This window comes from Corallincola holothuriorum, from assembly GCF_003336225.1.
GTDB lineage: Bacteria > Pseudomonadota > Gammaproteobacteria > Enterobacterales > Neiellaceae > Corallincola > Corallincola holothuriorum.
The window spans coordinates 225,675-245,761 of record NZ_QPID01000003.1 but is presented as its reverse complement, the minus strand read 5'-3'; the positions used below and the strand labels follow the sequence as shown (position 1 = coordinate 245,761).

The following is a 20,087-nucleotide window of genomic DNA, read 5'->3' as shown; positions in this document are numbered from 1 at the left end:
AACGGAACACATTCCTGTAACCCGCCAACAATCCGTTGTCCGCCTTAATCAGCATCACCCGAGTCACCCTACAACTTTTTTAGCCATTGTGACTGCATACCACTTCGCGACCACCGCTCTCCTTGCTAGACTGCCTCATCCAGCATAAGAGCTTGAGTGAAAGGTGGCGTGAGTGAGTGAAATTAACAAGGTGACGATTGTCGGTGGCACCCATGGTAATGAGTTTACCGGTGTCTATTTGGTTAAAAAGTGGCAACAGCAGCCAGCAGAGGTTACGCGCAGCAGCTTTACCACGTCGACCTTGTGGGCAAATCCGAAAGCACATGAACAAAACAAACGCTATTGCGATCAGGATCTCAACCGCCAGTTTACCCGAGCCCAACTGGACGACGTCAATCTAGTTGGCTATGAGCAGTCCCGCGCCAAGATTATTGACGCAGAACTTGGCCCGAAAGGTGATGCAAAGTGCGATTTCGTTATCGATCTGCATACCACCACCAGCAACATGGGACCCTGCTTACTCCTCACCCAGCAAGGCAAGATCTACCGGCAGCTAGCGGCTTACGTCAAAATGCAGATGCCAGAAGCGGTAATCTTTAGAGATGAAGATCATCTCTCCGCAGCCCAGCATCACCTGCTAGCCACAGTGGGTACCTATGGTGTCATCGTTGAAGTCGGCCCAGTGCCACAATCAGTGATCCGTCAAGATGTGCTGGAACAAAGTGCCGAATTAACCCGCCATATTCTCGATTTCATCGAACACTGCAACTTAGGCACTTTGCCCACGCTGCCGCAACAGGTTGAAGGGTATCGTTATCTAGAAAGCATCAAGTTACCGGTTGACGCCAACGGGCAGCGTTTAGGTATGGTGCACAATCATGTGCAAGATAACGACTTCAAGCCGCTCCATCCGGGAGACCCCTTGTTTATGACCTTCGCCGGTGAAACCATCACCTATCAGGGCGCTGACACCGTCTATCCGGCATTTATCAATGAAGCGGCTTATTACGACAATAACCTCGCCATGTCATTGTTAGAAAAGGTCGTCATCGATGTTGAATAAGCCAGACTCATCACTGCGTGTAGTGATTGCCGATTACCGCGATCCGACGCAAGGCGAAGCACTGCTGCAACTTCTGAACGAATATGCGATGGATCCCATGGGTGGTGGCGCCCCCATCACTGCTCATACACGAGCAAATCTCCTCCACTCACTGGCCAACGAGCCACAAGCGGTGACATTTTTGGCTGAACTAGACGGCAAATATGTAGGGTTAGCAAACTGCTTTTTTGGCTTTTCTACTTTTGCTTGCGCCAAGTTGATAAATATCCACGATTTTGCCGTTTCACCAGGCTTGCGTGGCCAAGGCATCGGTCAAGCTTTAATGGCGGCAGTGGAAAATCATGCCAGAGAGCATGGCTGTTGCAAGGTCACACTCGAAGTGCTTGAAGGCAACAAGGTAGCGCAGCGCTTATACCAGCGCTGCGGCTTTGCTGGATACGCCCTAGACCCAGAGGCGGGTCAGGCAATGTTCTGGGATAAAAAGCTGAATTAACCGCTGAAAGCCTTCGCTCAAGCGTTCACATCGGCGGTAAAAACCTCTGCTTTTGCCGCCGCACTGCGCTGTTTTAACCGGGTTAAGTAGTACTCAAGATTATCGAAGCCTGCGAGCTGATCTCGCCGATCTAACAAACCAAGCAACTGCCCCACTACGATATCCGCGACAGTAAAGCTATGCCCTACCAGATAGTCTTGGCCGACTAACTCGGTATCCAACGCTTGCAGCAAACGCTTAAGCTTTACCACAGCTGTTCCCGCCTGGTTTTTCGTGACAAATACCTGGCTCACAGCCGCATCTAACGTGCTTAGTCCAAACATCAAATAGCTCATGCAGCGGCTGCGCCCCAACTTATCGTTAGGCAACAGTTCATGGGCTGGTGTATTCGCCAACAAGTGCAAGATAATGGCGCCAGACTCATGCAACACCAGCTCGTCATCTTCCCATACAGGTACCAGGGCAAACGGATTGCGTGCCACGAAGTGTGGTTGTTGATGTTCACCTTTGGCGTGATCCAGTACCACTTCATGATATGAAACGCCCAGTTCATACAACAGCCAACGTACACGGGCTGAGCGATCAAAACGAGCAAACGAGTAGAGAGTAGGCAGTGAGTCTGTTTGGGTCACAACTTGCACATCCGATGGCAATGACAGCCCTAAGCTAACCAAGCTTGATCATGACTGCAAGTGTTTGCCAACCATCAAAGCCGCAGATCACACGGATTGATTAATAAACCAGAGCAAACACAGCGCTCATCAATGGGCGGACGGCACCTGTTTTAACCGAAGCTCGACCAGCAAACCGTTATGGTCGGAACTCTCTGAGACATAAGATGCTGCCTGCTCAACCTCGAAGCCTCGAAGCCAAAGCTGATCAATAGCAAAACCAAATATCCGTGTACGTCGATCTGGCATGGGTCTCACCGCCCGCAACTGCAACGGTTTTAGGGTCTGCCCGATACGATCGATACGTTTCTGGCGCCAGCTATTGAAATCGCCAGCCACGATCACCGGGCCACTATGCTGCTTAACCAAGGCGGCAAGTAGATTTAGCTGCTGCTGATATGCCTCGAGCTCCCAAACAAAATTGATCCCATGTAGATTCACCACCAGCAGCGACTGGCCATCATGAAGTGGATAACGATTGGCTAGTAGTGATTTCGGTACGCCGATCCAAGGCTCTGCGGTGCGCATCCCGCAAACTGCGCTAGGGCTGACCACGGCACTGGTCATCACGCCAGCGGCTAACTGATTATAAGTAAAAGCCTGTAACAGAAATGACGGCCTTTCGCCAAGGATGGGAGCCAGTTCAGCTCGTGCAACAACCTCCTGAAGTAGCAACAGGTCGCGTTGTGCGGTTAGTTCGGCCAACTCCTGCTGCCAGCCGGGTTGCTCCAATTTATAGCTATTCCACACCGCAACGCGGAGCAGCGGGCCAAGGGTTTTGCGTGAGGTCTGCATTGGAGCGGCGGCTTGCAATAACTGCCGCTCCGGCAAGCCTTCGACGCAATCACTCAACGCCTGGTGCGGTCGGTCCGGCTGCCAGTAACTCAACGCCTCCGGCACCTCGATATTAGCCAAACCACTAAGCACCCAGAGGATCAAAGTACTAATAATGGCTTGCAACGCACTCACTACTGAGCGCCCTGCAGGGAGATATAGGCAGCCACCTGTTGTTCCAGCTGCTGTAAGGTAACCGCACCATTGGCAAGCAAAGCGTCATGGAATGTACGAATATCAAAACGCTCACCCAATGTCAGTTCAGCCTCTTTACGCAGCCGCTTTATCGTTAACTCACCAATTTTGTATGAGAGTGCTTGCGCCGGCCAAGAGATATAGCGATCCACTTCAGTACGGATATTGTGCTTGGATAAGGCGGTATTCACTTCCATATATTCAATCGCCTGATCACGACTCCAACCCATGGCATGGATCCCGGTATCAACGACTAAACGGCAGGCGCGCCACGCCTCGTAGCTAAGACGGCCAAAACGCGTATAAGGATCCTGATAAAATCCCATCTCTTGCCCTAACCATTCAGAGTATAAACCCCACCCTTCACCAAAGGCTGAGAGGTACAGATGACGTCTGAATTCAGGCACCTGCTCCATCTCCAGAGCCAGAGCGTTTTGCAGATGATGGCCTGGCACCGCTTCATGCAGGGTGAGAGCCTCTAATACATAGAGCGGGCGCTTGTCTAAAGCATGGGTGTTAACCCAATAGTAACCGGGGCGATCATCACCGCTGGGACCAACATAACGACCCGTAGTGTATTTAGGCGCAATATTCGCAGGTACCGGCTCTACACCATAGGTGCGACGCGGTAGGGTATTAAAAAACGCAGGCAACGCCGCGTCGGCCTTTTTTGCCAACCAAGCGGCATAATGCAGCAACTGTTCCGGGGTTTTGGCGTAGAACTGCGGATCAGTGCGGAGAAACTCGATGAACTCAGCCAGCGAGCCAGAAAAGTTGGCATCCCGCATCACCTCACCCATTTCACTGCGAATACGCGCCATCTCCTGCAAGCCCAACTGGTGTATCTCTCCCGCCCCCATATTCGTGGTGGTGTAATAGCCGATACGATTGGCGTAGTACTGATCGCCATTTTCCAGTGCGCTCACGGCTAAGGTGTCACGCGTCGCGGGCTGATACTCTTGCATAAAAAACGTCAAATAGTCACGATAGGCAGGCATGACTGCCGTTTTAACCAACTGTCTTGCCCGCAGTTTAAGAGCCGTAAGTTGTTCGACAGGAAGATCAAGATCCAAAGTTTTCAGGGGTTGGTAGAAGTCACTCTCTACCGGATCATCAACAATAAATGCAGAAATAGTGGTTTCATATCCGGTCAGCACCGCCTTTGGCACTGTGCGCCCAGTCGCTATCCCTTTGCGCATCCAATCAATATTCTGCTGAAAATAACGGGGGATCTCAGCCAGTCGAGCCAAATAGTCCTCAACCTCCTGCACGCTGTCCATTGTGGTCATAGAGGGAAGGTGAGCAATGCCCGCATGAAAGCCATACTCTGAGGTCAACGGCATCATCTGTGCGTTGAAACGTAGCTCATCGATCTCGTTCTTGATGGCATACTGCATCAACCGCAGGTTAATTCTATCCTCGGATTGCAGTTCCGCCGACTCAGCCAGTAAATTGAACTGCTCATAATAGTCGGTCAACTTAGTACGGTGCGCAGCCAAAGCTTGCGGGGAAAGATCGGGGAGACGATCGGCACCAAGAGCACTACCGGAATAGCTTGCTAGCAGGGGATCTTGTTCAAGTCGGTACTGCCACACCTGCGCCAATAACTGCTGCAACTCCTGCTGCTCTGGTGCAGGCGCATCGCCAGTGTCACTGCAACCGGCAAACCACAATGCACACAATATAATTAAAAAACGCATCACTTTGGCTCTCTTTCTCAACTAAAAACGACGTTTCCGCCCTGTTTATTGCCCATGACTATACCGTAACAACACCTTTGTTACTCCCCGCCACGGCGATCAACCTTTAGCGGATTGCGCGAAATCAACACCATTGAGTAACGACACCGCCATACTGTTTGCTATTGCAGATATGGAATACCGATATGACCTCAATACATGGCCACAAAGTGCTGGAACTGATCTTGTCGAGCGCCCCCAATCAGTCCCTCACTGAGCTGAGACAATTAGTGATTAATAACTTCGGCGCTGACGCCATCTATCACACCTGCTCTGAGTCCGATATGGATCTGGATAGCTTGCTAGCCTTCTTTGTTGCACGAGGCAAAGTGGCAGGTGACGACGGCGCGCTAAATGTCGATGAAACCAAGATCTGCCAACACCACTAACACCAGTCCTGCTAACTTTACAAACAGCTCGATCTCCGCTTGTCATACAGGCGGGTAAGCTGGCTCGCCTGTGATATACTGAACCTCCTACAAGCTCCTGCTTTTTAATCGTTTTTAGAGGCTTCCTTCGATGGATACGCTGTCGGCAGCGGTGACGCTGTTTCTAATCATGGATCCTTTGGGCAATCTGCCCATTTTTCTCTCGGTATTGAAGAATATCGAGCCTAAACGCCGACGCGTGGTGCTGATACGCGAGCTGGTGATCTCTCTGGTGATCATGATGCTATTTCTGTTTGCTGGCAGTAGCATTCTTGATTTTCTGCAATTGACCCAAGAGTCGGTGAGTATTGCCGGCGGTATCATTCTGTTTCTTATTGCGTTGAAAATGATCTTTCCGCAGCCTGGAGGCGTAACGGGATTAGCTGTTGGCGAAGAGCCGTTTATCGTTCCGTTAGCTATTCCCTTAATCGCTGGCCCATCGATATTGGCAGCCTTACTGCTATTGGCGCATCAAGATCCCAGTCGCATGGTCGATTGGTCGCTGGCACTGGTCGGAGCCTGGACAGTCAGTTCTTTGATTCTACTGTTTTCCGGCCTGTTCCATCGTATGCTTGGCGAACGCGGCCTCACAGCAATGGAACGACTAATGGGGATGTTATTGGTAATGATTTCGGTGCAGATGTTCCTGGATGGCATCTTTGCCTACTTCGCCCACATGGATGCAGCAGGATGAGTGCATTAATGCGCCTATACCAAGCAGCAAATGCACTGGAGGCAAATTTGCTGAAGGGGATGTTACAAGCCGAAGGCTTCGACATTCAGCTCAGAGGCGAAAACCTCGCCGGGGCAGCGGGCGAACTGCCACTGTCGGTACAACAGGTCGATCTGTTCATCGTAGAAAAAGATTACCAAGATGCTCTGCGCTTGCTTAGTCGCTACGAGGGCAACGGCAAGACCGAATGGTTCTGCCACCAATGCGGTGAGAAAAATGGTAGCAATTTTGAACTCTGCTGGCAGTGTGGCCAGCCGAAATCGGAGTAATTCATGGCGAGTACAGCACAACTAAACCAACAACTACGTGAGCTGACACCATGGCAACAGCTGGCTTTCTCAGCTTGTCTGAGTGAACGCATGCTACCTAACTACCTATTATTCAGTCATGCGGTTGAATGGGGAGATGGCAACATCCTCAGGAACAGTATGAATGCGGTATGGGATGCCCTACGCAGCAAAACCACCCAGTTTAATCACGAACGGTGGCAAGAAAAATTAGCTGACCAGATCCCCGATCCTCAGCAATTCGACATGTATGGTGTTTGGCCCGCACTCGACGCCACTACCGCACTGGACACGCTATTTTGCCAATTTGCCGAGCCCAGTAGTCCGGCAGTGGTGGAGATCAGCCGTCTCAGTCGCCACACCGTAAAACAATACATTCAGCTCAGCGAAGGCGAAGAGGTTGATCTGAAAAACCACCCTTTGATGCAGTTTGAGTTTGAATATCAAGGTGAATTGGCTGAGTGGTTAAGCGACAGAGCGCCGACACAAAAAACTATCGCCGCCTTGCGGGAAGCATTTCTCACCCCGCTGGAGTCCAACTTGGGCTTGAGCCAGGAGGAATGAAACATTTCGTTGCAATTATTGCCCATAGCAAGATTGCCAGTCACTAGGTCAGATCTTCAAACTGCTGGCTGTTTTACATATTAGTAACCCAGCAACCAGCAATGGAGTAGGTATGAAACGGGTTTTATTTATTTTTATCATCGTTGCCACCATCGGCTCTGCCGTTGGTTATCGCTGGTGGTCACTCAATATGGCACCCGTGGCAGCGAAGAAGGCCAGAGGAGCCGTTGCCGTTGTCGTGGCACCAGTCAAGTCCGTGCTTTTAGAAGACAAAGTTGAAGCGCTAGCCACGGCAAAAGCGAATGAGTCTGTCGTCATTACCGCCAACGAGACCGAAAACATTGCTGCGATCTACTTTGAAGATGGGGATCAGGTCAAAAAAGGCCAGCTATTAGTTAAGCTCCGTGATGCCGAGCAGGTCGCCAACCTGCAGCTCGCTGAAGTCGCGCTGGCAGAACAGGAACGTGAATATCGGCGGATTGCAGACTTAGTAAAAAACCGCACTATTGCCGGTTCCGAACTGGACCGTATTCAGAGCTTGATTGATGCCGCCAAAGCCCGCATCGCCGCCGAACAGGCCAAGATCGATGACCGCCAGATCCGCGCACCATTTGCAGGCCAACTCGGCTTCAGACTGGTCAGTAAAGGTGGCCTAATTACGCCGGGAACCGTGATCACAACCTTGGATGATCTCGCCACCATCAAACTAGACTTTACCGTTCCGGAACGGTTTATGACATCGCTGACCAAAGGCTCGATTGTGCGCGCCTACTCAGATGCTTATCCCGACCAGGTGTTTGATGCCCACGTAGATACGATCAATCCGCGGGTGAACCCGATCACCCGTGCTATCACAGTTCGTGCACAGTTAAAGAACCAAGACTTGCAACTGAAGCCCGGCATGCTGCTCAAACTTGAGTTGATCCATGACCAAAGGCAATCACTGGTGATCCCTGAAGCTGCCATCATCGCATTAAAAGATAAGCATTTCGTATTTGTGGTGGACGCAGAGAACAAGGTCAGTCAGAAACAGATTGAAGTAGGTCTACGTAAGCCTGGAATCATTGAAGTTGTTGCAGGGCTTAGCATTGACGAGCAAGTAATAACCCAAGGCGTATTAAAGGTACGCAGCGGCGCCACTGTCACCATCCAGGAAGAGACATGGCGTGAAGGAGGCGGGGCATGATCCTCACCGATCTGTCAGTCAAACGGCCGGTCTTTGCTTCGGTTATCAGCCTGCTACTCATCGCCTTTGGCTTGGTCGCCTTTGACAAGCTGCCATTGCGTGAATACCCCAACATTGACGCCCCTGTGGTGTCAGTCGAAACCCGATATAGGGGCGCTTCAGCGGTAGTGGTTGAACGCCGTATCACCAAGCTGATTGAAGATAGGATCAGTGGTGTGGAGGGGATCAGAAATATCAGCTCCGAAAGTAAAGACGGACGCTCCTCTATCACCATTGAATTCACTGTCGAACGCGACATCGACGCCGCAGCCAATGACATTCGAGAGCGCGTTAGCCGGGTTTTGAACAACTTACCTGACGAAGCCGATCCGCCAGAAATTAGTAAGGCCGGCGCGGGGGATGACACCATCATGTGGCTTAACCTTGTGTCCGACCGAATGGATCTGTTGGAGCTCAGTGACTATGCCCAACGTTACTTAGTCGACCGCTTCAGCACCATTGATGGCGTTGCCCGCATCCGCGTTGGTGGTGGCCGTGACTACTCTATGCGCATCTGGTTGGATCGCTCAGCGCTGGCTGCCCGAGGCCTGACAGTGAACGACGTTGAAGATGCGCTGCGCTCACAGAACGTCGAACTACCTGCCGGTAGTGTCGAATCGGTGGATCGCCAGTTCACCGTGCGTGTGCAGCGCGCCTTTAATACCGCAGAACAGTTTCAGGATCTGGTACTGACTCAAGGTGACGACGGTTATCTCGTGCGTTTAAGTGATGTTGCCAAGGTCGAACTGGCCGCTTCCGAGGAGCGGCTATCATTCCGTGGCAACGGCGTACCCATGGTGGGTATCGGGATCACCAAACAATCCACTGCCAATACCCTGTCGGTAGCACGTGCGGCGCGCGCGATGGCTATCGAAGTAGACCGCACCCTGCCGGAGGGGATGGAGCTGATCAACAGTTACGACAGCTCAGTCTTTATCGAGCAGTCAGTGAAAGAGGTTTATCAAACCCTATTTATCGCCATTACGCTGGTCGTGATCGTTATCTATCTGTTTCTCGGCAGCGCGCGTGCCATGCTGATCCCGGCGCTGACGGTGCCGGTGTCATTGATGGGCACCTTTATCGTGCTTTATCTGCTCGGTTACACCATTAATATGTTGACCTTGTTAGCCTTGATCCTCGCCATTGGTATGGTGGTAGATGATGCCATCGTGATGCTGGAAAACATCCATCGTCGAATAGAACTAGGGGAATCCCCTTTAGTTGCAGCATTTCTCGGGGCACGCCAGGTCTCTTTTGCGGTCATTGCCACCACGCTAGTATTGATCTCGGTATTCATGCCTATCACCTTCCTCGAAGGCGATCTCGGCAAGCTATTTACCGAGTTCGCTGTCACCATGAGTGCAGCCGTGGCATTTTCCAGCTTAGTGGCGCTCAGCCTTTCACCGATGATGTGTTCAAAATTGCTTGTGCCGCACGAGCAGCCTGGCTGGTTAACTCGCCAGGTAGACAGAGCACTGAATAAGTTTCGTGATAACTACATCAGCGCGCTGCGCACCTCGATCCATAAACCAAGCCTGACCCTGGTATTGATTCTCGCTGCGCTGATCAGCTGTGCCTGGCTGCTTAAACAGGTACCAGGGGAGTTCACTCCAAAAGAAGATCGCGGCGCTTTTTTCATTGTTGTTAGCGCACCAGAAGGCGCAACGTTTGATTACAGCCAGAGCTACATGGACGAAGTAGAACGGCGCCTGATGCCGTTAGTAGAACGCGGCTCAGTGAAACGACTGCTGATCCGCACACCACGGGCATGGGGGCAAACCCAAGATTTTTCTGGTGGCTTTGCCATTATCGTATTGGAAGATTGGGCCAACAGGGAAAGCGCCTGGCAGCTGATGGGGGAAGCCCGAAGCAAGTTAGGTGATCTTGCTGGAATCCGCGCCTTTCCAGTCATGCGCCAAGCACTGGGTGGCGGTACCGGTAAACCGGTACAGTTTGTGATTGGCGGTAGCGACTATGATGAACTGGCTCGCTGGCGTGATCTGCTCATCAACGAAGCAAAAAACAACCCCGGCTTAATCGGTATCGACCACGATTACAAAGAGACCAAGCCACAGCTGCAGGTACGCATAGATACCGAACGCGCAGGTGATTTAGGCGTATCAGTGGAAACCATAGGTCGTACATTGGAAACCATGTTGGGTAGCCGTATCGCCACCACCTTCCAACATCGTGGGGAAGAGTATGATGTGATCCTCGAAGGTAACCGTGAAGATCAAAGCGCGCCAACGGATATGACCAATATCTATGTGCGCAGTGATTACAGCAAAGAGCTGATCCCGCTATCTAGTTTGGTCAATATTGAAGAGTTTGCTGACGCTGGCAACCTGAATCGCTACAACCGTATGCGCTCAATCACTATTGAAGCCAATCTGGCAGACGGCTACACCTTAGGCGAAGCACTGAGCTATCTGGATGAGCTGGCTTATCGGGTGCTGCCCGGTGATGCGGTGATCAGCTACAAAGGCCTATCCCAGGATTATCAAGAATCAGGAGCCTCGATCTACTTTGTGTTTATGCTGGCACTGATTGTCGTCTTTCTGGTGTTGGCAGCACAGTTCGAAAGCTATATTCACCCCATTGTCATTATGTTGACCGTGCCTTTAGCCATGATGGGCGCCTTGATTGGTCTCTATCTATTTGGCCAGTCGCTCAATATCTATAGCCAGATAGGTATCATCATGCTGGTGGGGCTGGCCGCGAAGAACGGCATCCTGATCGTTGAGTTTGCTAATCAGCTACGTGATCAAGGAATGAATTTTGATGAGGCCTTGCTGCAAGCATCCGGCCAGCGCCTGCGTCCCATTCTAATGACCGGGGTAACCACCGCCTTTGGTGCACTGCCATTGGTGTTGTCATCCGGTGCCGGTAGCGAAACCCGCTTTGTTATTGGTGTAGTGGTACTCGCTGGCATTTTGATCGCCACACTGTTTACCCTGCTCATTGTGCCTGTGATGTATGCACTATTGGCCCAACACACTAGCTCACCAGATGCGATCAGCCACCGCCTGGAACAAGAGTTAAACAAACCCTAACTCATGCCTGTCGACAAGAAGGCGGCTCCAGCTTTGCTAAGCCGCCTTTTATTTGTCACCCTCTCCCCCAACCAAGATTGTCACAATTATTTCACAAAACCAGAATAAGATTTTCCTTATAAAACATCATGTTATTTACTTTTGCATAACATTTGCATAATAATGCGGGACATTTTGTGACCAGTCGTTCAGCCGGGCAGTCGGATGACTCACACAAGAGATGCTCGCCCGGCCGTTTGACAATGGATTAACAGAAGTCTGGACACATAACCCAGTCACTTAACCATTGTAAAGGCAGTAAAAATGACGCAGCACAGTTCCAACAGCAAAAAGCGTTCACTACGTAATATGCTGTTTATATCAGCCACTTTTGTTTTCTCCGCATTTAGCACATATGCGGTGTACCAAAATCATCAAGCGGTCGACGTTACCGCCCCCACCAGTCAAGTACTGATCCAGGGGAAAGACACTGAACAACTCGCCAAACTGGTGACTGATCTTGGCGGCAAAGTCACTCACCAGTTGGATGTGATCAATGCAGTGGGTGCGGAACTGACGCAGCAACAGATAAACGCCCTGAGCCAATCCAGTCTGGTAAGACGGATCCAGGCCAATGGCGTTGCAACACTGGACTCGGTAACGGGTTGTGGTGTCACAGGCGACCATATCCTGAAAATTGAGCAAGACCATATCAGCTGGTCATTGTTCAATATGGGAAGCGAGCCAATTACGCTGTCGCAAATCGATTTCAATTGGCCGGAAAGCTATGGGCAACTGACCAGTATCACTTTTGGTGACCTGTTATATGAGGAGCTGGATGAAGCCGAGATGCCAAGTGGCAGTTTATTGCAAACCTCAGAGCAGATGTTGTCAACCGCACTGGCGCGTCAAATCCCTAGCGATGGTCAAGTCAACCTGCAACTCAATTTCGTCAATAACGAACCGCTATACAACATCGCTGAGCAATCCGACTTCCAGCTGATAGCTGGGTTTGCAGAAGGTTGCGAAACCAAATTAGTTACCGGCTATGACGGCTTAGATAACAGTGTCGAAAACAGCTATTACACTCATCCTATTGATGCCGACCAAGTCCATTCCGAAGGCAATACAGGTGCCGGAGTCACTGTTGCCGTTATCGATTCGGGAATTTGGTCAGCCAATAGCGGTTTGGGTCAAAACACCCAACTGGAAAGCCGTATTCTAGCCACTTATGATGCCATTCAGGATCTCGAAGGCAGCGCATTAGATGAGAATGGTCATGGCTCCCATATTGCTTCAATGATCGCCAGCAGCCTGGAAAGTACAGCCGAGGGTGCCTTTACCGGCGCGTACCATGGTGTGGCTCCCGATGCAGATTTGGTTATTGTTAAAGCGTTTGATGTCGAGGGCAAAGCCACTTATCTGGATGTTATTCGAGCGATTCAGTTCGTCATCGACCATAAAGATGAGCACAACATACGCGTGCTCAACCTATCATTCAGTGCTCCCCCCTCCTCTTACTATTGGGACGATCCAATCAACCAAGCGGTGATGCAGGCCTGGCAAGCCGGTATTTTCGTTGTGGCAGCGGCTGGTAACAACGGTCCAGAGGCGATGACCATAGGTGTGCCAGGTAACGTACCTTATGTGATGACGGTCGGCGCCGTCAGTGATAACTATACCCCCGATGATATCTCCGATGATTTTCTTGCTAGCTTCTCATCTGCAGGGCCGACCCATGAAGCGTTTGTGAAACCAGAAGCCGTAGCACCCGGTGGACATATGTTGGGGATCGTTGAACCAATCACAGCACTGTCACAACAATTCCCGCAATATCAGCTTGGCAATCATTTGATGGTATCGGGCTCATCACAAGCCGCCGGCGTAACATCGGGCATTGCCGCACTTTTACTAAGTGCCGATCCCACATTAACGCCAGATACCGTAAAATGCCGGCTGATTGCGACATCGGCTTTTGCTGTAGATGACAATGGCGAACCGATTTATAGCGTGTTTCAGCAAGGTGCTGGTTACCTAAATGCCAAAAATGCGATTGAAAGCGAAGCGCAAGATTGCGCGAATCAAGGTTTGAATATAACTGCAGATATAGCTGATACCGAGCACTTTCAAGGCCCAGCTTTTCAAGACGAGCAAGGCCGGTTTGGCATAAACGGTTCAGACTTGCCACTTTGGCAAGCAACAAACCAATGGCAAGTAACAAACCAGTGGCAGGTAACAAACCAGTGGCAGGTAACAAACCAGTGGCAGGTAACAAACCAATGGCAAGTAACAAACCAGTGGCAGGTAACAAACCAGTGGCAGGTAACAAACCAGTGGCAGGTTGGTAATCTATATCAAGCCAGTATAGATGATAGTCACCGTTCCTATGTTGTTAGCTCAAATTGGGTACCACATCAATAACAACCTAAGAGAAAAATAAAAATGAGATTGTTGAATAACGAAAAATATTATGTTGGACGATTTTTTCAATACCTCATTTTCATACTGCTTTGTTTAACAAACAAAGCAGTATTATCCAATTCACCAGAAAGCTATCAATTTTCACTAGCTGAGCTCAATGATAAAGTATTTCAAAGAACAATAAAAAAACTATTGGAAGATAGAAAAGGATTTATTTGGCTCGCCACCCAGAATGGCTTGATAAGATTAAACGGGAATGAAGCAAAGACCTTTACAAACATCAAAGAAGATGGCACTTCAATCTCTGCAAATAATGTTATTGATATAATACAAGAAACGGAAAGCGAAAATATTTGGGCAGCTACTTTTGCTGACGGATTAAATCTAATAAACGAAGATGGAAAAACATTCTCTAGATATCCTCTACCTCAATATAGTAAATCACGATATTTATGGAGAACATTCCTTGATAGCTCAGGAAAAATATGGCTGGGTCTTGATGGCGGAGGACTTAGTTGTTTCAGCACATTAGAAAGAATATACACTGATTGCGGTTCAATAGCATTACAGCAACTCGTATCAGAAAACACCCTACTCTCTATTACTGAAGATCACGAAGGAAATATATGGCTAGGAACAGATGGCAATGGACTAGTAAGATATTCACCAAACAGTGGTCATATTAAACACTTTCCTCTCTTAGGAAAAATCAACGGAATAGATACACCAATAAAAGTAACCGCACTATTAGAAGATAAGAATGGAATAATTTGGATCGGAAGCGAAAACCATCAAATTTATACTCTAGCTCAAGATGGTAAATTTAAATTAGTCAATACAAGTCGACTTAGCTCAGACGGGTTGATACGCGTATTGTTTGAAGATCTTAATGGGACTGTTTGGATTGGAACGGAACGAGGATTAGCTGTCTATGATGAAGAAATCGACGCAATAGCGCCATATCCTACTCAAAATAACAGTTTATCTGGAAACATGATCTTAAATATATATCAAGATCATACAGGGATTATGTGGGTAGGTACTTTTTCTGGTGTTTATGTTGGCGTTAAAAACAACTTTGAAACTACAGATACTAATAGAGGTCTATCTAATAATATCGTATTTAGTTTTGCAGAAACAAATAATGACATTTGGATTGGGACATATGATGGACTAGCTCGACATCCAAAAGGAGAAAAATATCCTAAGCCGTATGATTTTATTAGCCCAAATAAAGAAAACACATTAAGAATCATGTGTCTTAAAGGACAAGGTGATGTTCTATGGCTCGGGACACGCTCTAAAGGACTAGAAAAAATAGACCTATTATCAGGAAAGGTTAAACAGTTTGAAAATTCACCATCAGACGATAATTCAATAAGTAGTAATGCCATCACTAGAATTTTCATAGACAGTAATGAAAAAATTTGGATTGGTACATTCGGTGGTGGTCTAAATGCCCTCAATGAAGATGGTCTTACCTTTCAACGTTTCCAGCATGACGAGCTAGAAGACCAGTCTTTAAATAGCAACAAGGTATTAGAGATATACGAAGATAGCAGTGGCGAACTGTGGATAGGCACTGATAGCGGATTAAATAGGTACAACCCTGAAACTAAAGATTTCACTCGGTTTTTAATTGAGAGCTCATCGAATAGCTCTAGAGGATTCGTTACAGAGATAGTCGAAGACAATGATGCCAACCTGTGGATTGTTTTCGAAAACTCAATATTAGTTTGGCCTCCAGAATCAAGAAAACTAGGAATAGATGGCTACAAGGAAATAAGTTCCAATTTGGATTTAAATGGTTATAAATTTTATTCTGCAGTTTTTGATGACTCGCATCAACTTTGGCTAAGCAGTAATAAAGGATTAACACAAATAGATCCTTTTACTTTACATAGGAATAATTTCAGTCGTTCTCATGGTTTACAGGATAATGATTTTAACTTTGGTGCAGGATTTAAAACCTCGAATGGCGAACTCATGTTCGGTGGAAACAAAGGATATAATAGATTCCATCCAACTCAGTTGACAGCACAAAAACGAGCGCCAGGGATTGTTTTAACCAATGTTTACAGACTGAATCGTAAACAAGAGTTCAACGTCGCTACTCACAACTTAAAAAATATTACATTTAACTATATGGATTATCTGCTCTCTTTCGAATTCTCTGCGTTAGAGTTTGCGAGCCCCAAAAGAGTAACATATCGATATAGATTAGAACCATTTGACAATGACTGGGTAGAGATCGGCGATCAGAATCGAGCGACATTCACCAACCTAGCTCCAGGCCATTATTCTTTAATCGTTCAAGCCGCTCTTTCCCCTAACGTCTGGGACGGCCCCCCCATGACCCTAGACATCACCATCACACCTCCACCATGGCGAACCTGGTGGGCATATACCTTATATGCCTTGATGCTTGGTTTTATAGTGTGGCATTTCTGGCAGAAGCAACGGGCGAAAACACGCCTCGCTTATGAGCAAAAACAAGCGCTAGAGAGGGAAGTTGCCGCTCGCACCGACGATTTGGTGCAACTCAACCAGCAGCTGGGGCATACCGTTGAAGAGTTAAATGACGCTAAAGAAAGAGCAGAAGAAGCCAATCAATCAAAAACCGCATTCTTAGCCAACATTAGTCATGAGATCCGCACACCGATGAATAGTGTGTTGGGGATGACAGAGCTGTTATTGCGGTCCCCCCTTAGCGAACAGCAGCGACGTTTCGCGATCACCACCCATAGATCCGGCGAGATGCTATTGGGGTTAATTAACAACCTGCTCGATTACTCAAAAATTGAGGCGGGTAAAGTTGAACTTGAACAATTGCAGTTTGATATTAAACAGCTGGTCTCTGAGACCTGCTACCTGTTTGCGGATCAGGCACAACGTAAAGGGCTTGAGATTAACTATATTGTCGACCACCGCTTACCTGAGCTAGTCATTGGCGATGCCAACCGATTACGCCAGATCCTTGCCAACTTAGTCAGCAACGCAGTGAAGTTTACTCAGGAGGGGGAAGTCGACGTCGTGCTCACTCAGGAGCTCGAAGGGATACGCATCAGCGTTAAAGACAGTGGCATCGGTATGACGTCTGAAGCACTAGATCACGTTTTTGACGCATTTTCTCAGGCCGATGTCTCTACCACCCGCCGCTTTGGGGGCACAGGTTTGGGTCTGTCGATCTGTAAGCAGCTGGTGGAATTGATGAAAGGTGAGCTGTTTGTCGAGTCAACACCAGATCAAGGCAGCTGCTTTAGCATCTTAATGCCCCTGGTTAACGTCAATAACGGACCAACCTCAGGTAACTATTTAGCCATCAGAGGTGACGTCCGTACCGCGCTGTGTTCACCCGGTGTCGAGGCGATGGTCAGTAGCCAGTTAGCACTACTCGGCATCCACGCTCGCCCAGTAGGTGAAACGCCGCTGCTCGCCGCTCTGCTCGAACCGGGCAGTGAAAACTGTGTCATTGCTGATATTCAGCTGCTAAGGCGGGAAGAGATCCAGATGCTCTCTAGCCTACCGACGCAAACACAGCGCCGCTTAATCTTACTCACGCCAATCGCTACCGAACAGCTGAGTGATGAACTGAGGCACTGCCAACGTCTGACTAAACCAATTGACGGTCGCACACTGCATATCGCCTTAAGTATCGCGACCAATCAACCTATCCCCGGCCAGCAGGGAATGACCAGCTTCCGAGACAACAGCGATGTAATGAATCGCTTTAACGCATCGATCATGGTCGCGGAAGACACGTTCGCCAATCAGGAAGTGCTGCGCGCAATGCTTGAAATGATGGGCTGCCAGGTGTTCATTGCTGCCGACGGCAGAGAAGCGGTCAGCACGTTCAAACAACACCCCGTCGATCTGGTACTGATGGATTGGCAGATGCCCCGACTGAATGGATATGAAGCAGCAAAGCAGATCCGGCAATTCGAAGTTGAAACCAACAAGCCTGCAACCCCCATTCTGGTAGTGACCGCGGGGATGATGGACACCGAACGCCAGCGCTGTTTGCAGGGTGGCATGAATGGCTATCTGACTAAGCCACTCACACTGCGCCAGCTCTATGATGCACTAGAAGAGTTTTTGCCTGCGGAATTACATAGCCACGAACAGATAATGTCTGCCGCACCCGCTGGTGCAGTACAGCAAAATGACAGTGACGACGTTGTTGATATGGCAGCGATTAATAATATCCGTCAGATCCAGCAGGAAACAGGTAGCGATATCCTCAACCGTGTCTTTAGTGCCTTTAAAGAAGAGGTTGCCAACAAGCTGAGCGAATTAAAACAAGCACTGAATAACCGTGACCGCCAACAGATAGCGGCTTGTGCCCATGCCATCAAATCGCTCAGCTCCAATGTTGGCGCTAAACGCCTAAAACAGCTCAGTCATCAAATAGAGCTGACAGCCCGTGACGGGGATCTAGCCTCCTGTAAAGCGTTACTGGTAGGATTAGAGGAATGTTATCTTCAAGCTATCGATGCTCTCAGTGACGTAATTAGGACGCCTTAAATGCATGCTGTACCCGCACCACTAACAGAGAAACCCGTTGTACTGGTGTGCGACGATGACATCACCATTCGTTTGATGATGCGGGAAACGCTGGAACGTGAAGTTATCACAGTCATTGAGGCGGCCGATGGCAAACAAGCCCTGGAGATGTATAAACAGCACTCCCCTGATCTGGTGCTGCTAGACGTTAGCATGCCTCATTTTTCCGGCTATGAGGTCTGTGAAGTTATCCGTCAATCACCGTTGGGCGCTGATGTACCAGTGGTGATGGTGACCTCTTCAGATGATCTCAGCTCAATCAATCGCGCCTATGAAAGTGGTGCAACCGATTTCTTGGCCAAGCCGATTACCTGGCAGATCCTTGGCCAGCGGGTGCGTTATATGCTGCGCGCCAGTCGCGCCTTCCGCGATCTAAAACGCAATGAGGAACGACTAAAGCGTAACGAAGAGCACCTCAAACAGAACGAAGAGCGCCTGCGAGTATTGGCTTACTTCGATAACTTGACTGGCCTACCGAACCGCCAGATGTTCAACGAAGATTTGCAGCGTAGTATTGCGCAAGCCAAGCGTGAAGGATTGAAGGCCGCACTGCTATTTATCGATCTCGACCAGTTCAAACGCTTTAACGATACCCTAGGTCACGCCTTCGGCGATAAACTGCTGAATCGCGTCGCTGAACAACTAAAAACCCGCCTACGTCCCGGTGATCTGCTGACGCGCGGCGTAGATAGATTAGAAGATATGTCGCTGGCGCGCCTTGGTGGCGATGAATTCACTATCTGCTTGACGCAAGTGGCACAAAACGAAGATGTCGCTCGCGTCGCCAGCCGCGTGATTGAAAGTATCTCTCAGCCGATGGTGGTGGACAGCTATGAGGTGGTAGTAACCCCCAGTATCGGCATCGCTATCTACCCCGATGATGGCGACGAAATCGACTCGCTGCTAAAAAATGCTGACACGGCAATGTATAACGCCAAAGCCAAAGGGCGAGGTCGATTCCAGTTCTATAGCGGTGAAATGAACGCCAGAGCATTGCAGCGGTTGCGGATGGAAAACGAGTTACGCAAAGCTATCGACAACAATGAACTCAGAGTCGCTTACCAGCCGAAAGTAGATGTGCAACAGCGGAAATTTATCGGCGTCGAAGCGCTGGTGCGTTGGGATCACCCGAAACACGGTATCGTCTCCCCGGCCGAATTCATCCCGCTGGCAGAAGAATCTGGACTGATTGTCGATATTGATAATTGGGTATTACACAAAGCCTGCCACCAAGCCAGCGAATGGTTAAACATGGGGATCACCTGCCCCGTCGCGGTTAACGTCTCAGCGCTTAACTTCAAGAAAACCAATCTGGTAGAACGGATAAAAACAGCATTAAGGGAAGCGGACCTACCCGCATCTTTGCTCGAGCTAGAGATGACAGAAAGCATTGTCATGAGCGATATCGAGCTCAATACTGAACGCCTAACCCAACTCAAGGAGATGGGCACGTCTATCTCTATTGACGACTTCGGCACGGGTTACTCATCGCTAAGCTACTTGCGTCGCTTACCGATCGATCAGGTAAAAATCGACCGCTCTTTCGTCAACGAAATTGATTGCAACAACGAAGATATGGCGATCGTAAAAGCAATTATCGCCATGTCCACCACGCTGAAAATGGAAGTGATCGCGGAGGGGGTTGAAACCACCACCCAAACTGAAAAATTGAGTAAGGCTGGCTGTCACCGCCTGCAGGGCTTCTTTTACGCCAAACCGATGCCCGCCAAGTTTGCCACAGAAACTCTACTGGCTGGGTTTGACGCGCTGCCAGCAGCGAAAAAACTGGCAACGGCAACTAGTAACTAGTGTTTTAAATAAGTCAGTGAGTTATTTAGG

The 20,087-nt window shown here is 49.1% G+C and carries 14 protein-coding genes; 11 read left to right on the top strand and 3 right to left on the bottom strand.

Features of this window, described 5'->3' with window-relative positions; all coding sequences use genetic code 11:
* The first annotated feature begins 172 nt into the window (after positions 1–172).
* Complete coding sequence (locus tag DU002_RS06605; RefSeq protein ID WP_114337584.1) at positions 173–1,063, top strand: aspartoacylase; 891 nt, start codon at positions 173–175, stop codon at positions 1,061–1,063.
* Positions 1,053–1,556, top strand: a complete 504-nt coding sequence (locus DU002_RS06600) for a GNAT family N-acetyltransferase (RefSeq protein WP_114337583.1) — start codon at positions 1,053–1,055, stop codon at positions 1,554–1,556. Before DU002_RS06605 ends, DU002_RS06600 begins: the two co-directional genes overlap by 11 nt.
* 17 nt (positions 1,557–1,573) lie before the next feature.
* On the opposite strand, the gene DU002_RS06595 is transcribed toward DU002_RS06600, so the two are convergent.
* The 3 genes from DU002_RS06595 to DU002_RS06585 form a co-directional block, all read right to left on the bottom strand.
* Positions 1,574–2,188: a glutathione S-transferase family protein gene (locus DU002_RS06595; RefSeq protein ID WP_158537989.1), complete on the bottom strand. Its 615-nt coding sequence runs from the start codon at positions 2,186–2,188 to the stop codon at positions 1,574–1,576.
* A 129-nt stretch (positions 2,189–2,317) separates the two neighbouring features.
* The gene (locus tag DU002_RS06590; RefSeq protein ID WP_114337581.1) at positions 2,318–3,196 is read right to left on the bottom strand and encodes an endonuclease/exonuclease/phosphatase family protein; all 879 of its coding nucleotides are present in this window, start codon (positions 3,194–3,196) and stop codon (positions 2,318–2,320) included.
* Entirely contained in the window at positions 3,196–4,956 is a 1,761-nt protein-coding gene (locus DU002_RS06585; RefSeq protein ID WP_114337580.1) for a DUF885 domain-containing protein, read from the bottom strand. The genes DU002_RS06590 and DU002_RS06585 overlap by 1 nt, the downstream gene beginning before the upstream one ends.
* Positions 4,957–5,141: 185 nt before the next feature.
* On the opposite strand from DU002_RS06585, the gene DU002_RS06580 reads away from it, so the two are divergent.
* The 9 genes from DU002_RS06580 to DU002_RS06540 all read left to right on the top strand — a co-directional run bounded on the left by DU002_RS06580 (position 5,142) and on the right by DU002_RS06540 (position 20,057).
* Positions 5,142–5,384: a YecH family metal-binding protein gene (locus DU002_RS06580; protein ID WP_114337579.1), complete on the top strand. Its 243-nt coding sequence runs from the start codon at positions 5,142–5,144 to the stop codon at positions 5,382–5,384.
* Between the two features lie 130 nt (positions 5,385–5,514).
* On the top strand, positions 5,515–6,117 hold the full coding sequence (locus DU002_RS06575; protein ID WP_114337578.1) for a YhgN family NAAT transporter: 603 nt from the start codon (positions 5,515–5,517) through the stop codon (positions 6,115–6,117).
* Positions 6,114–6,425, top strand: coding sequence for a putative signal transducing protein (locus tag DU002_RS06570; protein WP_114337577.1), 312 nt, complete (start codon positions 6,114–6,116; stop codon positions 6,423–6,425). Before DU002_RS06575 ends, DU002_RS06570 begins: the two co-directional genes overlap by 4 nt.
* Positions 6,426–6,428: 3 nt before the next feature.
* Positions 6,429–7,007, top strand: a complete 579-nt coding sequence (locus tag DU002_RS06565; protein WP_114337576.1) for a YjaG family protein — start codon at positions 6,429–6,431, stop codon at positions 7,005–7,007.
* 112 nt (positions 7,008–7,119) lie between these two features.
* Complete coding sequence (locus tag DU002_RS06560) at positions 7,120–8,193, top strand: efflux RND transporter periplasmic adaptor subunit (protein ID WP_114337575.1); 1,074 nt, start codon at positions 7,120–7,122, stop codon at positions 8,191–8,193.
* A complete protein-coding gene (locus DU002_RS06555; RefSeq protein ID WP_114337574.1) occupies positions 8,190–11,285 on the top strand; it encodes an efflux RND transporter permease subunit in 3,096 nt (1,031 codons plus the stop codon). The genes DU002_RS06560 and DU002_RS06555 overlap by 4 nt, the downstream gene beginning before the upstream one ends.
* Before the next feature lie 303 nt (positions 11,286–11,588).
* Positions 11,589–13,685, top strand: a complete 2,097-nt coding sequence (locus DU002_RS06550) for a S8 family peptidase (protein WP_114337573.1) — start codon at positions 11,589–11,591, stop codon at positions 13,683–13,685.
* A gap of 30 nt (positions 13,686–13,715) precedes the next feature.
* Positions 13,716–18,209 (top strand): hybrid sensor histidine kinase/response regulator, encoded by a 4,494-nt coding sequence (locus DU002_RS06545; RefSeq protein WP_158537988.1) that lies wholly within the window; start codon positions 13,716–13,718, stop codon positions 18,207–18,209.
* Positions 18,210–20,057: a putative bifunctional diguanylate cyclase/phosphodiesterase gene (locus DU002_RS06540; protein ID WP_114337571.1), complete on the top strand. Its 1,848-nt coding sequence runs from the start codon at positions 18,210–18,212 to the stop codon at positions 20,055–20,057.
* The last annotated feature ends 30 nt before the right edge of the window (positions 20,058–20,087 follow it).